Here is a 13,951-nt window from a genome sequence, read left to right as displayed (position 1 = left end):
GGTCGTCCCCCACTGGCGCTCTCAGCGGCCTTCGACGAGCCCGGTGAAGTCGCGTTCGTTGCGCTCGGCCCGGCGCACGTACCAGCGCGCGATCAGCCACATCACGGGATAGACGGCGACGCCGAGCGCGACCCAGACGAACGGCTCGGGGGAGGAGAAGGAGCCGAGCACGGCGGTGGGGAAGGCGAACAGCAGCGGGAGGGTGCCGACGAGGAGGGCGAGCATTGCCAGGGCGTAGAGCGCCGCGCGCAGCTGGCTGCGCATCAGGGAGCGGACGTACACGGTGCCGAGCGGGGTGTGCTCGCTGATCTCGGAGCGGGCGGGTGCGTGACCGGGGCGGCGGCGGGCGCCGCGGGGCACTCCCGTGACGACTTCACGGCGGGGTGGCTGTGCTGCAGACATCGGTGTCCGCTCCCGGCGACTCGTTCGTACAGGGGTCCGAGGAGTCTACGCAGGGACGATCGGGGAGGGTAGGCGAACGACGTCTCTCGTCCCGGTCTCATCGGCCGTGCTCGCGGGAGCAGTCCGCGAGGGCGATCTCCAGTTCGACGTACGACTCCTCGGCGCGGCGGAACGCGAACTCCAGGGCGGCCTCCGCGCGCGGTCCGACGAGCCCCTGCGTGGACTCCTGGATCTCGTAGAGCACGTCGGCCCAGCGGCCGGCCGCGCTCTTGGCCTTGGTCAGGAGCTCCGCGATCTCGCCCGGTCCGGCACCGCGGATCGCCTCCAGAGCTCGGAGCTCGCGGAGCAGCGCTTCGATATCGGACATCCGGCCGCCCCTTCTCGCTTCCCGATCAAGGGTAGGCAGGGGTGACGGGTCCTCGCGGACCTGCCGGGGCACCCGTCGCCGTACGGTCCGCCCGGGGCGGTGAACGGTGCGCCGCGCGCGCCGGGCGGCGGTCAGCGGCGAGCGTGCCGCAACAGCAGGTCGCGCAGCTCGCGTGCGTGGCGGCGGCTGACGGCGAGTTCCGCCGTGCCGATCCGTACGGTCGTGGCGCCCGCGTCCAGACGGAGCTCGTCGATACGGCCGAGCGCGACGAGATGGCTGCGGTGTATGCGGACGAACCCCCGGGAAGCCCAGCGCTCCTCCAGTGTGGACAGCGGGATCCGTACGAGGTGGCTGCCGTCCGTGGTGTGCAGGCGGGCGTAGTCGCCCTGGGCCTCGACGTAGGTGATGTCGTCGATGGCCACGAAGCGGGTGACACCGCCGAGTTCCACCGGGATCTGGTCGGGTGCTCCGCGCTGTACGGCCGGTACCGTCGCACCGTGCGGCGCCTGGGCCGAGGCGGCTGCGGTCGCCGACGACGACACGGGCTGCCGCGGTTCGCGCGCCGACTCGACCAGCTCGCTGACCCGGCGTACCGCCTCGGCGAGCCGCTCCCTGCGCACGGGCTTCAGCACGTAGTCGACGGCCTTCAGATCGAACGCCTGCACGGCGAAGCCCTCATGGGCGGTGACGAACACGATCAGCGGGGGGCTGGCGAAGCCGGCGAGCAGCCTGGCGACATCGAGCCCGGTGAGTCCGGCCATGTGGATGTCGAGGAACACGACGTCGATGCCGTTCGCGTCGTCGGGTCCGGCGTCGAGGGCGCGGCCGATGCGGCGCAGCGCCTCGGTGGCGTCGGTGGCCCCGTCGGCGCTGTGCACCCGCGGGTCGGAGCGCAGCAGATAGAGCAGTTCCCCGAGAGCCGGTTTCTCGTCGTCGACCGCCAGTACGCGCAGCATGCAGCGGATCTTAGGCGCGCGGGAGGCCGGGGACTACGGGGTGGTGCCCCCGCCGGGCCGGCTGCCGGACCCGCCGGGTCCGCCGGGTCCGCCGAGGAGGTCCAGGAGATCGTCCTCGGAGAGCGTGGCCAGCAGCGCCTGGGCATCGGCCATGTCCAGATACGTGATCCGGCATGTGCCGCAGTGAGCGAGATGCCCGGCCACACGGGCCTCCTCCCCGGGGGCGAGCGCACCGAGCACATACGCGCCGAGCAGCACTTCCACGTGGGGACTGGCAGATCGGGGCCCGGTCATACGGATCCCGCTCCTCGATTCTCCACCATTTACACACCTGTTCCACGAGCCTTCTCCACACTCTCTCACGGCGGTTGCGCTCTGTGTGACCGGAGCGCACTTTCCGCCTCCGCCGGTGAGCACGGCACGGTTCCGCTGCGTATTCCTGGTCGAGACCACACGGTGCGTACGACGCGTATGGACCGTTCGTAGCCGACGAGCCGAAGGATTGGTCCATGAATCTGCGGGAGCAGCACCGGGATGTGGCCGCCTACGCGCTGGGCGTCCTCGGGCCCGCGGACGCCTTCCGCTTTGAGGAGCATCTGTCGGAGTGTGTGCTGTGCGCGGTGCAGTTGTCCGACTTCACGCCGATCGCCTCGGCGCTGAGCGATCTGAGCGGGCCGGGCCGGCCCGAGCAGCCCCCGGCGCCGCGGCTGCTGGAACGCCTGCTCCACGAGGTCGCGTTGCGGCGCCGGAACAGTTCGCGCCGCAGGCTGCGGCTGGTCGCCGCGGCGGCCGCGCTGATCGTGGCGCTGCCCGCCGTCGCCGTGGGCCTCGCGGGGGACCGCACGGCCGGGGGGAAGGGCGGCCCCGACGAGCGGATCGCCGCGACCGACTCCGCGACCGGTGTCCACGGGGCGGTCGATCTGCGCTCGGCGGACTGGGGCACGTCCGTCGCGCTGCGCATGGCCAGGCTGCCCGGTCCGCGGACGTGCGTCCTCGTCGTGGTCGGCAAGGACGGCAAGGAGCACACGGTCACCACCTGGTCGGTGCCGGACCGTGGTTACGGCATCCCCGGCTCGTCCGAGGCGGCGGATCCGCTGGACGTCGAGGTGGGTACGGCGCTGCGGCGCGAGGAGATCGGCGGCTTCGAGGTCCGCACCGTGCGCGGCGAGCATCTGGTGTCCCTGGCCCGTTGAGCACCAGCCCCGACCGGCGCCGCTACTTGAGCAGCCTGGACATCCGCCGGTCCGCGAGCGGCTTGCCGCCGGTCTGACAGGTCGGGCAGTACTGCAACGAGGAGTCGTGGAAGGAGACTTCGCGGATGGTGTCGCCGCACACCGGGCAGGCCTCGCCGGTGCGGCCGTGCACCCGCAGTCCGCTCTTCTTCTCGGCCTTCAGCCGGCCGGCGGCCAGCCCGTGCGAGCGCTCGACGGCGTCCGTGAGCGTCGTGCGCAGCGCCTCGTACAGAGTCGTGACCTCGTCCTCGTCCAGCTTCGCGGCGAGCTTGTACGGCGACATCCGCGCGGCGTGCAGGATCTCGTCGCTATAGGCGTTGCCGATCCCCGCGATGAGGCTCTGGTCGCGCAGCGCGCCCTTGATCTGGCGGCGCTCGCCGGCGAGCAGCGCGGCGAAGGCCTCCCGGTCGAAGCCGTCGGCGAACGGATCGGGGCCGAGCCGGGCGATGCCGGGCACATCGGCGGGGTCGCGTACGAGATGGACGGCGAGCCGCTTGGTGGTGCCGGCCTCCGTGAGGTCGAAGCCGTCGCCTCCGGTGAGCGCGGTGCGCAGGGCGAGCGGGCCCTTGCCGGGGCGGGGCACTCCGGAGGGCAGGACGTCCTTCCACTGCAGCCAGCCCGCGCGGGCGAGGTGGAAGACGAGATGCAGCCCGGCTCCGGTGGAGATGTCCAGGAACTTGCCGTGCCGGTGCACGGCGGTGACGTCTCCGCCCTCGAGGGCGGTGAGCGGCGGGTCGTACGTCTTGAGCACACTGATCGCCACGGGGAACACCTTGGCGATCTCCTTGCCGACCAGGTTCTCGTCGAGGAACTCTCTGAGAGCTTCGACCTCGGGCAGTTCGGGCATGCCACCAGCGTGCCGCACGGCGCCGCGTACGGCGAGCGCCCCGGCCCCTTTTCCGAGGGCTCGGCCCCGGGCCCGGGGGACCTACGCGGGGGGATCTAGCAGACCAGTTCCACCAGCGCCGCGAGTTCCTCCTCGACGGCTCGGGCGAGACGGTCGACGTCGGGGAGCGCCTTGCCGTCGGCGACCAGGCCGAAGTGGACGTGGCCGCGGTACGTCGACATCGCCACGGCGAGCGACTGGCCGCGGGCGAGCGGTGCCATCGGGTAGATCTCACGGAGCGGGAAGCCGCCGAGCGAGAGGGCCGAGCGGGGCAGAGGCACGCTCGTGACCAGCAGGTCGAAGAGCATCCGGGCGGCGTTCCCGGCGAGCGGGGCGCCGAACCGGTGAGCCAGGGGCGGAAGTTGATCGGCGAGGACGGCGACGGCTCCGGCGCCGCGGAGCGGGCCGGCCGCCTTGTTGCGGTCCATGCCGGTGCGGACCGCGTAGAGCCTGGCCCAGGGGTCGGCTTCGGAGACGGGCAGTCCGAGCAGGTACGCCGAGAGCTTGTTGCCGGAGCCGGGCGGGCCCCCGGGGCGGCGGCGGGAGACCGGGACGAGGGCGCTGGGATCGGTGAGCGGCAGCGTGTCGCCGCGCTCCGCCATCCAGCGCCGGAGCGCTCCGGCGACGGTGGCGAGGAGCACGTCGTTGGCGGTGCCGCCCGCGACCCTGCGCACCGCGTGGACGTCGTCGAGGTCGAGCACGGCGGTGGCGAGCCGGCGCGTACCGCTGGAGGTGGCGCTCAGCGCGGCCGCGCCGCGCGGGTCGAGGCGGCCGGCCCTGGCGAGCGAGGCGCCGAGGAGGGACGCGCCGACGCCGAGGGCCCGGCCCAGTTCCTCGATGCGGCCTCGTGCCATTCCGGCGACCTGCCAGGGTCCGGGCAGCCAGGAGCGAGGGGGCACGGGGGACGGCCCCAGGCCCGCCCTGCGCCCGCTCTTGCGGGCGCGGGCGGCGAGCGGCCCGGCGATCTCGTCGAAGATGCCGGCGCCGATGGCGACGGCGCGCATGCCGTCGGCGAGGGCGTGGTGCAGCTTGACCAGCACACCGAACGGATCGCCCGGCCCGCCGGTGAGCAGGTACATCTCCCACGGCGGCAGCCCTCGTTCGAGCGGGCGCTCCATCAGCTCTCCGGCGAGCCTCGCCGCCGCCTCGGCGAAGTCACCTGCGGGAAGCCGGACCTGACGCAGGTGCCGGCGGACGTCGAAGTCCTTGTCGGCCGTCCAGGCGGAGCCGCCCACGGGCAGCAGGACGTCCCGTACGCACATCCGCAGCCGGGGAATCGCGGCGGCGCGGGTGGCGAGCAGGCCGAGGATCTCCTCGCTGCCGGTCGCGGCGGCGTCGTCGCCGGCCGCGGGTGGGGAGAAGTAGGCGAGCGCACCGAGGTGCATCGGGTGGTCGGCGGTCTCGAGGTGCCAGAAAGCGAGATCGAGAGGTGCCAGAAGCTCGGTGCTCAAGGAGGTCCTCATGTCCTAGGAGGCCGGAACACAGGAGTACGCAGTCAATCGCCTGCAGTCGGTTACGGTCAAGTACAATCAGGTTACATAGGGTTACCGTCCGGTAGTTCCGGTAGTTCCCGTGGCCGTCCGGCGGCCACCCTGCCCGGGACGACGAACTCGCACCACACACACTTGCCGCTGCCGCGCGACTCCACACCCCAGACGTCCGCCAGCCGGTCCACCAGCATCAACCCCCGGCCCGAGACGCCGGACTCCCCCGCCTCACGGCGCCGGGGCAGTGCGCTGGACGAATCCTCCACCTCCACGCGCAGCCGCCGCTCGGGCCCCGGCAGCACCCGGGCCGTCACGATCGCGCCGCCGTCCGTGTGCATCAGCGCGTTGGTGATCAGTTCGTCGGCCGCCAGCTCGATCTCGTCGGAACGGTCCGCCGCACCCCAGGCCCGTACCGCGGCCCGGATCATGTGCCTGCCGGAGCTGAGCGCCTCGGGATCGTTCTGGGCGACGTGCTGCTGCAGACGTCCGCCGCTGCGCGGGGCGTACGCGCCGTGGCGCCGCAGCAGCAGGATCGCCACGTCGTCGTCGCCGCCCCGCTCGTCGACCTCCTCGCAGAGCCGGTCGGCCAGCAGCTGGAGGTTCTTGGGGCCACCGCGGATCATGACCGTGAGCAGTTGCATTCCGTCGTCGAGGTCGGCGCCCCGCTGCTCGACGAGCCCGTCGGTGCAGAGCAACAGCGTCTGCCCCGGGTCCAGTTCGAGGGTGGCGACGGGGTACTCGAGCCGGCCGAACTCGGCGGAGAGGCCGAGCGGCAGCCCGCCGTCCACGGGAAGGCGGCGGCAGTCGCCGTCGGCGCCGAGCAGCAGGGGGTCGATGTGGCCGGCCCGGACCATCTGCACGACGCCCGTGGTCAGATCGGCCTCCGCGTAGATACAGGTCGCGAAGCGATCGGTGTCGAGCTCGTGGAGGAACACGGAGGCGCGCGCCATCACGGTCGCCGGGGTGTGCCCCTCGGCGGCGTACGCGCGCAGGACGATGCGGAGCTGTCCCATGACCGCCGCGGCGTGGGTGTCATGACCCTGGACGTCGCCGATGATCGCGCCGACGCGTCCGCCCGGCAGCGGGATGACGTCGTACCAGTCGCCTCCGATGTCGCGGCCGAGCCGGGCGGAGCGGTAGCGGACCGCGATCTGCGCTCCGGGCACGGACGGGATCCGGCGCGGCAGCATCGCCTGCTGGAGCCCCTCGGCGAGATCATGCTCCTGCTCGAACAGGACGGCTCGCTGCAGGCTCTGCGCGATGCTGCTGCCGAGCGCGACGAGCAGATTGCGCTCCTCGGTGGTGAAGCCGGTCTTCTCCCGGTACAGCAGACCGAGAGCGCCGATGGGGCGGGCCTGGGCGATCAGCGGCATGTAGGCGGCCGAGGTGATGCCGAGCCCGCTGATGTGCGGCCAGAGCCTGGGGTAGGAGGTGGCGAAGTCCTCCTTGGACTCGATGAAGCGGGGCGCGAGGGTGCGGATGACCTCGCTCATCGGGTACTGCTCGTCGACCCGGGTGTAGCGGGTGCCCGGTACGAACGAGCCTTCGGGGCCCTCGGCGACCAGACGGATCCGGCCGGCCTCCAGCAGGCCCATGACCAGGCTGGTGGCGCCGAGATGCTCCAGGCCGTGCGAGTCCTTCAGTACGTCGATGACGTCCTTGACCGTTCTGGCGTGCGCGAGGGCCGCGGTGGTGCTCTCGACCACGCTGGTCTGGCGGCGGCGTTCCGCGTCGAGTTCCACCCGGGCGGTGGAGTCGGCGAGCTCCTGGGTCGCGTCGCGGACGATGCCGATGATGCGGTGGGGGCGGCCCGCGGTGTCGCGGAGGATCGATCCCTGGGTGTGGGTCCAGCGCAGCGTGCCGTCCCTGCAGCGGATGCGGAAGTACGCGCCGTAGCTGGTGCTGCCGTCCTTCAGGGCCTGCGAGACCAGCCCGTCCAGCCGGGTCGACTCTCCGCGCGGGAAGCGGGAGGCGAGCGTCTCCGGGCGTCCGTCGTAGACGTCGGCCGGGGTGTCGAACACGTCGAGAGCGGGCTGATCCAGATGCATCAGCCCGCTGTCGAGATCCCAGTCGAAGCTGCCCATGCGGTTGAGGGCCAGACTCAGATCCGGGTGGGCGGGCCAGTCGTCGGGAAGCGACAGGGCACCCGCTGCCCGATCAACCATGGTGACACTCTGCCATCGTTTGTCCGATTTATCGAGCGAGCGGGCCTCCCTCGGTGTCAGCCCTGGAAGCTCCCGTCCCCGTCGGCCTGCGGCTCCGGGGCGCTTCCGACGCCGTCGGGCATCGGGGCGTCCGGAAGGATGACGTCGGGCCCGCCGTCGGGGTTGCCGCCTCCGCCGTCACCGGAGCCGGTCCCCTGTCCGGAACCGTCCACTCCGCCCGGCGGGAGCGCACCACCCGAGTCGGGAGAGATGAGCAGACCGCTGTCGTCCTGGCCGGCACCGCCCGGGTCGATTCCCTGACCGCCCGGGTCCTGGCCCGCGCCGCCCGGATCGACGGGCGGGTCGGCATCCGGCACGATGGCCGCGCCGGGTCCGTCGGGGCCGCGGGTCGGGGAGGTCGGCACACCGGGACCGACCGTCCCCGGAGGCGTCGGCTGCGGGCTGCCGGCGTCGGGGCTCGGCGGCGGCGCGCTGGGGCTGTCCGGCCCGGCCGGCTGGGGCCCGGGCGGGACCTCGGTGACATGAAGTCCGGGGTCGTACGCGGGCGGCACCTGAGGGTTCTGGTCCGCTTCGCCGTCCGAGCCGCTCCTGCGCTCCATCCAGCTGTTCCCGGCGAGGTCGACGATCACCAGGTTGTCGATCACCTGGGCGGCACGGGTGATCACGACGACCCGGTCACGGTCGTAGCCCGGCCAGGGCTTGCCCTGCTCGTTCTGAGCCCCCGCGGTGACGACCGGCGAGGCCAGCGGGCTGCCGGAGACGCAGCGCACCCGGGGCGAGCCGTGCTCGTCGACCAGGACGGCGGTACCGGCCTGCAGGACGGCCTGGCGGCGCTGGGCGACGCCGTCGCGGTAGCCGTGGCTGGTCACCCTGGCGTCCGCGCGGAGCACGACGGGAGTGAGCCCGCGCAGGAACGCCGGCATGTCCTCCTGGCTGACGCCGACCCCCTCGGTGAACGCCTGCCCCTTGCCCGGGTCGCCGACGAGGAACCGGATCTGCTGCTCGACGTCACAGCTCGCGACCGAACGGGTGCCGCCGTACAGTCCGGGCGTGGACCCCAGAACCGTGCGGATGGACCGGACGGTGCCGGAGCCCTCGCCGGACGCCGAGGCCCGCGGCGCGGGAAGCTGCCGGGACACCGCGGTGGCGGTGGCCGTCGACGGGGTGAAGGGATCGGGGCCCGGTTCCGCGGCGGGCTGCAGACGGATCTCCTGCGTGGGGACCGAACCGGACTGGCCCTGATCCGTCAGGCTGCTGCAACCCGTGACCAGCAGCGCGGCCGACAGACCGGCCGACAACACTGCCGGCCCGGCGTACCGGCGATACATCGGTGAGCGCACGAACATGCCCCGCCATCTCCCGCCTGTTTTGAGGTGTGTACCCAGAGTGATCCCTCCATGTCTTGCCGCATTCACCCGCAACCCGCGACTTGAACATGTTCAAGTCACCCTCTAGGCTCAATCCCTGGAACTGAACATGTTCAAGCAGGGGGTGGGGCATGAGGACCGCGCTGGTCAACGTGATCGTGATGCTGGGCATGCTGGTGATCGTTCCGTTCGGGCTGCGCCTCGTCGCCCCGCCGGCCCCGGTACTGCTGCGCAGGCTGTGGCCGCTGCTCGCCGTCCCCGGCGCCGTGGCTCTGTGGCTGCCCCGCGGCCCCGCCGCCACCGCCCTGGCCTCGGTGTACGCCCTCGCCACCACGGCACTCGCCCTGCACGCCCCCGCCCGGCTGCGGCGCACCCGCTCGCTCGCCCCCGCGGAGATCGCCGTACTGACGGCCCTGGTCACGCCGGCCGTCGCCGGTGTCGCCCTGGTGGCCGAACGCTCGGGCCACGAACTCTTCGGCTTCGACCTGGAGATCCTGGCGCTGACCGTGCCGCACTTCCACTTCGCGGGCTTCGCCGCCGCGCTGGTGGCAGGCCTGGTATGCCGGTCGGCAGACGGTCCCACCGGCCGCTTCGCGGCGCTCAGCGTCCCGGTCGGCACCCTGCTGGTGCTCGCCGGCTACTTCGTCGACGACTGGGCCGAGCTCGTCGGGGCGCTGGTGCTGACCGCCGGCATGTGGGCCGTCGCCCTGCTGACCTGGCGTGATGTACGCAGCAGCAGCGCCGAACGGCTGATTCGCACACTGCTGGGGGTATCTGCGGCCGTTCTGGTGGCGACGATGCTCCTCGCACTGAGCTGGGCCCTGGGCGAAGCCACCGGCCTGCCTCACCCCGACCTCACCTGGATGGCCGCCACGCACGGCCTCGGCAACGCGCTGGGCTTCGCGCTCTGCTCGCTCCTGGCCTGGCGACGACTGAAGGAGACGACCGCATGGGCACGATGAAGAGGAACGGAGAGGACCACCCCATGACCTCCACCGAAGGGCTCAACTACCCCCAGGCCGGAGCCACCCGCCTCGGCCCCCTGCCCGACGGCTACCACCACCTCCACCACCGCACCCGTATCGGCCGCGGCCGCCCCGCCTTCGAGACCGCCGGTGCCGCCGTCACCAGCTGGCGGATGCACCGCGCCTCGGGCGCGCGCGTCGACGCCTCCACCACCCGCGCCGAGCCGGGCAGCGCCGTGGAGGTGTCGCTCGGCATCGGACCGGTGCGGTTCCGCGCCCCCTGCCGGGTGATCTGGACCGCGTACGAGCGCGACCGCACCGGCTTCGCCTACGGCACCCTGACCGGCCACCCGGAACGCGGCGAGGAGTGCTTCGTCGTGGAGTTCGGGGACGACGGCTCCGTCTGGTTCACCGTGATGGCCTTCAGCAGGCCGGACCGCTGGTACACCCGGCTCGCCGGACCCCTCGTGCCGCTCCTCCAGCGCCTGTACGCCCGCAGGCTCGGCGCCACGCTGCGACGCCTCGCGGCCGAGGCCGATACTGGAGGTACCGGAGGTCCGCGATGGAGTGGTTCACGGCACCCGACTACTGGCTGAGCAGACTGGTCTTCCAGCGGGCGCTGGCCACCGTGTACCTCGTGGGTTTCGTCGGTGCCGCCCTGCAGTTCCGGGCGCTGATCGGTGAGCGCGGCATGCTGCCGGTACCCGAGTACCTGCGGTACGCGACGATGCGGCGGGCGCCGAGCCTGTTCCAACTGCACTACTCGGACCGCTTCTTCGCGTGCTGCGCCTGGGGCGGGGCGGCGCTCTCGGCCGCGCTGCTCGCCGGCGCGGCCGACCGGCTGCCGCTGTGGACGGCGATGCTGTGGTGGGCGGCGCTGTGGGCGCTGTATCTCTCGATCGTCAACGTGGGGCAGACCTGGTACGCCTTCGGCTGGGAATCCCTGCTGCTGGAGGCGGGATTCCTCGCGGTCTTCCTCGGGAACGAGCGCGCGGCGCCGCCGGTGCTGGTGCTGTGGCTGCTGCGCTGGCTGCTCTTCCGGGTGGAGTTCGGCGCCGGGCTGATCAAGATCCGGGGCGACGAGTGCTGGCGCCGGCTCACCTGTCTCTACTTCCACCACGAGACCCAGCCGATGCCGGGCCCGCTGAGCTGGTTCTTCCACCGCCTGCCGGGGCCGCTGCACCGCGTGGAGGCCGGGGCCAACCATGTGACCCAACTGCTCGTCCCCGTGCTCCTCTTCACCCCGCAGCCGATCGCGACCGCGGCGGCAGGCATGATCGCCCTGACCCAGCTGTGGCTGGTGCTCTCCGGCAACTTCTCCTGGCTGAACTGGCTGACGATCGCCCTCGCCCTGTCCGCCGTCGACTTCTCCCCGCTCACGGGGCCGCATCCGCTCCCCGCCGCGCCGCTGTGGTACGAGGTCCTGGTGATCGCGGTGACGGTGCTCGTCCTGGCCCTCAGCTACCACCCGGTGCGCAATCTGCTCTCCCGGCGGCAGGCGATGAACCGCTCCTTCGACCCGCTGCACCTGGTGAACACCTACGGGGCGTTCGGCACCGTCGGGCGGGTCCGGTTCGAGGTCGTCGTGGAGGGCACGGACGAGCGCGTACCGCGCCCCGGCACCGTATGGCGGGAGTACGAGTTCCACGGCAAACCCGGTGACGTCCGCCGGCTGCCCCGGCAGTTCGCCCCGTACCACCTGCGCCTCGACTGGCTGATGTGGTTCGCCGCCCTCTCCCCCGCGTACGCCCGGTCCTGGTTCGGCGGCTTCGTCGAACGACTGCTCGACAACGACCGTGACACGCTGAGGCTGCTGCGCCGCAACCCGTTCCCCGACGCGCCACCGCTGTACGTCCGGGCCCGGCTGTACCACTACGAGTTCACGACATGGCGGCAGCTGCGCGCCACCGGGGCCTGGTGGCAGCGGCGCTACCTGCGCGACTTCCTGCCGCCGACCCGGCTGAGCACGACCGATGCCGGCGCCGATGCCGGCACGGACGTCAGCACCGACCGGGTGTAAGGAGCACGCATACCGCCGTCGAACGCGCGTACCCCCCGGTCCGTGCGGGGACCAGGGGGTACGCGATCGCTGTGCGGCGCCGGCTCAGTCGATGCCCGGCAGGATGTGCGGCTCGGCGAGATCGTCCTCGTATCCGGCCAGCCGGATGGGCGCCGACCTGGCCCAGACCTCGAGGCTCCCCAGCTCGTCGGGCCGCCCGGGTCGTTCTCCGGGATCCGCCGAGGGCTTGTCCTTCTTCTTCATTTCAGTCGTCACCGCGCACTCCTTAGTGTCGCGTCACAAGGGACAGGGGCAGTCCGGTCGCGGTGGCGCCGTCTTCTGGCGGGATCGCGGCCGAGGTTGCGGGCCTGTCCCAGGGCGGTCGCGGGGGGTTTCGTGGGCCCTTGCCGACCGTCCGTTGGCTCCAGAGTACCCATATGAGCGCGGCTGCGCTCGATGGATTACGTCACATTGGGCGTTTCTTTACAGGAAACAGGCCAGAGGTGACGCTCCATCGGGTACAGGAAACCCCCGGGGAGTCCTGCTCGCCCGGGGGGTTGGGCCATTCGGGTTACCAGTTGGCCGGCGCGTAGTCCTTGAGGAAGCAGCCGAAGAGCTCCTCGCCGTCCTCACCGCGCACGATCGGGTCGTAGACCCTGGCCGCGCCGTCGACCAGGTCCAGCGGGGCGTGGAAGCCCTCGGCCGCCAGCCGGATCTTGTCCGGGTGGGGGCGCTCGTCCGTGATCCAGCCCGTGTCGACCGCGGTCATCAGGATGCCGTCGGACTCGAACATCTCCTGGGCGCTGGTGCGGGTCAGCATGTTCAGCGCGGCCTTGGCCATGTTGGTGTGCGGGTGGCCTGCGCCCTTGTAGCCACGGCTGAAGACGCCCTCCATGGCGGAGACGTTCACGACGTACTTGCGCTTCGCGGCCGAGGCGGCCATCGACGGGCGCAGCCGGCTGATCAGGATGAACGGCGCGGTGGAGTTGCAGAGCTGCACTTCGAGCAGCTCGACCGGGTCGACCTCGGAGACGGTCTGGATCCAGCTGTTCGTGTCGTGCAGATCGGGGACGAGACCGCCGGCGTCGATGGCGGTGCCCGCCTCGATCCTGGCGAGCGACGCCGAGCCGGTGACCAGCGCCAGCTCGGTCACGTCCTGGGCGGTGAGCCCCTCGGACCGCGGCGCGGGCAGGGCGGCCATCCGGTCCACGCCACCGCTGCCGAAGGTGCCGATCACCTCGGCGGCGGGCAGCTCACCGGCGGGCAGCGGGGCGCTCTCGGCGACGACCAGCTCGCTGTAGGCCTCGGGAGAGCGGCGCACGGTCTGGGCGGCGTTGTTGATCAGGATGTCCAGCGGGCCCTCGGCGGCGACCGAGTCGGCGAGCGCGACGACCTGCGCCGGGTCGCGCAGATCGATACCGACGACCTTGAGGCGGTGGATCCACTCGTCACTGTCCGGCATCGCCTTGAAACGGCGGATCGCGTCGTTCGGGAACCGGGTGGTGATGGTGGTGTGCGCGCCGTCGCGCAGCAGCCGCAGGGCGATGTACATGCCGATCTTGGCGCGGCCGCCGGTGAGCAGGGCGCGGCGTCCGGTCAGGTCGGTGCGGGCGTCACGGCGGGCGCGGTTCTCGGCGGCGCACTTCTGGCACAGCTGGTGGTAGAAGGCGTCGACCTCGACGTACCGGGTCTTGCAGATGTAGCAGGACCTCGGGCGCTGGAGTATGCCGGCGATCTCCCCCGCCACGGAGGAGGAGGGCAGCAGACCCTGGGTCTCGTCGTCGATGCGCTCGGCGGAGCCGGTGGCGGTGGCCTCGGTGACCGACTTGTCATGGGCCGTCTTGGCCGCCCGGCGCTCCTGGCGGCGGCGCTGCTTCACGGTCCGGTAGATACCGGCGGTGGCACGGCGCACCATGATCGCGTCGGGGTGGTCGACCTCCAGCCGGTCGAGCTCCTCCAGGACACCCAGGCAGACGGCAAGGCGCTCCGGGTCGATGCCGGGGCCGTACTCCAGGCTGTCGTCTGTCACCGTCATCGCCGCTGCCGTTCCCTGTGTCCCTGAGACCCGCGTGGTGTCCGCGTGAAGTTTCCAAAAGCGGAACTTTACTTCAGACGAGGGTGTGCG

General features: G+C 72.0%; 14 protein-coding genes. 4 read left to right on the top strand and 10 right to left on the bottom strand.

Annotated features, from left to right (window positions below; translation table 11 throughout):
* Positions 1-21: 21 nt before the first annotated feature.
* The 4 genes from ACIQMR_RS11625 to ACIQMR_RS11610 all read right to left on the bottom strand — a co-directional run bounded on the left by ACIQMR_RS11625 (position 22) and on the right by ACIQMR_RS11610 (position 2,019).
* Positions 22-402, bottom strand: coding sequence for a hypothetical protein (locus ACIQMR_RS11625; RefSeq protein WP_401385207.1), 381 nt, complete (start codon positions 400-402; stop codon positions 22-24).
* Between the two features lie 97 nt (positions 403-499).
* Positions 500-769 carry a hypothetical protein gene (locus ACIQMR_RS11620; RefSeq protein ID WP_401385206.1) on the bottom strand — a complete coding sequence of 90 codons (270 nt, stop codon included), beginning with the start codon at positions 767-769 and terminating at the stop codon, positions 500-502.
* 131 nt (positions 770-900) lie between these two features.
* The gene (locus ACIQMR_RS11615) at positions 901-1,725 is read right to left on the bottom strand and encodes a LytR/AlgR family response regulator transcription factor (RefSeq protein ID WP_401385205.1); all 825 of its coding nucleotides are present in this window, start codon (positions 1,723-1,725) and stop codon (positions 901-903) included.
* Between the two features lie 33 nt (positions 1,726-1,758).
* Positions 1,759-2,019: a zf-HC2 domain-containing protein gene (locus ACIQMR_RS11610; protein WP_401385204.1), complete on the bottom strand. Its 261-nt coding sequence runs from the start codon at positions 2,017-2,019 to the stop codon at positions 1,759-1,761.
* Between the two features lie 215 nt (positions 2,020-2,234).
* On the opposite strand from ACIQMR_RS11610, the gene ACIQMR_RS11605 reads away from it, so the two are divergent.
* On the top strand, positions 2,235-2,918 hold the full coding sequence (locus ACIQMR_RS11605; RefSeq protein WP_401385203.1) for a zf-HC2 domain-containing protein: 684 nt from the start codon (positions 2,235-2,237) through the stop codon (positions 2,916-2,918).
* 22 nt (positions 2,919-2,940) lie between these two features.
* On the opposite strand, the gene ACIQMR_RS11600 is transcribed toward ACIQMR_RS11605, so the two are convergent.
* The 4 genes from ACIQMR_RS11600 to ACIQMR_RS11585 all read right to left on the bottom strand — a co-directional run bounded on the left by ACIQMR_RS11600 (position 2,941) and on the right by ACIQMR_RS11585 (position 8,841).
* A complete protein-coding gene (locus ACIQMR_RS11600) occupies positions 2,941-3,804 on the bottom strand; it encodes an Fpg/Nei family DNA glycosylase (protein ID WP_401385202.1) in 864 nt (287 codons plus the stop codon).
* A gap of 95 nt (positions 3,805-3,899) precedes the next feature.
* Positions 3,900-5,294: a wax ester/triacylglycerol synthase family O-acyltransferase gene (locus tag ACIQMR_RS11595; RefSeq protein WP_401385201.1), complete on the bottom strand. Its 1,395-nt coding sequence runs from the start codon at positions 5,292-5,294 to the stop codon at positions 3,900-3,902.
* Between the two features lie 83 nt (positions 5,295-5,377).
* Positions 5,378-7,495, bottom strand: coding sequence for a SpoIIE family protein phosphatase (locus ACIQMR_RS11590; RefSeq protein ID WP_401385200.1), 2,118 nt, complete (start codon positions 7,493-7,495; stop codon positions 5,378-5,380).
* 56 nt (positions 7,496-7,551) lie between these two features.
* Entirely contained in the window at positions 7,552-8,841 is a 1,290-nt protein-coding gene (locus ACIQMR_RS11585; RefSeq protein ID WP_401385199.1) for a DUF6777 domain-containing protein, read from the bottom strand.
* A gap of 152 nt (positions 8,842-8,993) precedes the next feature.
* On the opposite strand from ACIQMR_RS11585, the gene ACIQMR_RS11580 reads away from it, so the two are divergent.
* The 3 genes from ACIQMR_RS11580 to ACIQMR_RS11570 are packed head-to-tail and all read left to right on the top strand — an operon-like array spanning position 8,994 to position 11,847.
* Positions 8,994-9,824 (top strand): YndJ family protein, encoded by an 831-nt coding sequence (locus ACIQMR_RS11580; RefSeq protein ID WP_401385198.1) that lies wholly within the window; start codon positions 8,994-8,996, stop codon positions 9,822-9,824.
* Positions 9,812-10,423 carry a DUF1990 family protein gene (locus ACIQMR_RS11575; protein ID WP_401385197.1) on the top strand — a complete coding sequence of 204 codons (612 nt, stop codon included), beginning with the start codon at positions 9,812-9,814 and terminating at the stop codon, positions 10,421-10,423. The genes ACIQMR_RS11580 and ACIQMR_RS11575 overlap by 13 nt, the downstream gene beginning before the upstream one ends.
* Positions 10,390-11,847 (top strand): lipase maturation factor family protein, encoded by a 1,458-nt coding sequence (locus ACIQMR_RS11570; protein ID WP_401385196.1) that lies wholly within the window; start codon positions 10,390-10,392, stop codon positions 11,845-11,847. The genes ACIQMR_RS11575 and ACIQMR_RS11570 overlap by 34 nt, the downstream gene beginning before the upstream one ends.
* Positions 11,848-11,931: 84 nt before the next feature.
* On the opposite strand, the gene ACIQMR_RS11565 is transcribed toward ACIQMR_RS11570, so the two are convergent.
* Positions 11,932-12,102 carry a hypothetical protein gene (locus ACIQMR_RS11565; protein WP_266385682.1) on the bottom strand — a complete coding sequence of 57 codons (171 nt, stop codon included), beginning with the start codon at positions 12,100-12,102 and terminating at the stop codon, positions 11,932-11,934.
* A 295-nt stretch (positions 12,103-12,397) separates the two neighbouring features.
* Complete coding sequence (locus ACIQMR_RS11560; protein WP_401385195.1) at positions 12,398-13,861, bottom strand: SDR family NAD(P)-dependent oxidoreductase; 1,464 nt, start codon at positions 13,859-13,861, stop codon at positions 12,398-12,400.
* Positions 13,862-13,951 lie beyond the last annotated feature (90 nt).

Source organism: Streptomyces sp. NPDC091376 (genome assembly GCF_044757085.1).
Taxonomy (GTDB): domain Bacteria; phylum Actinomycetota; class Actinomycetes; order Streptomycetales; family Streptomycetaceae; genus Streptomyces; species Streptomyces pratisoli.
This window is presented reverse-complemented; position numbering and strand designations above follow the sequence as displayed.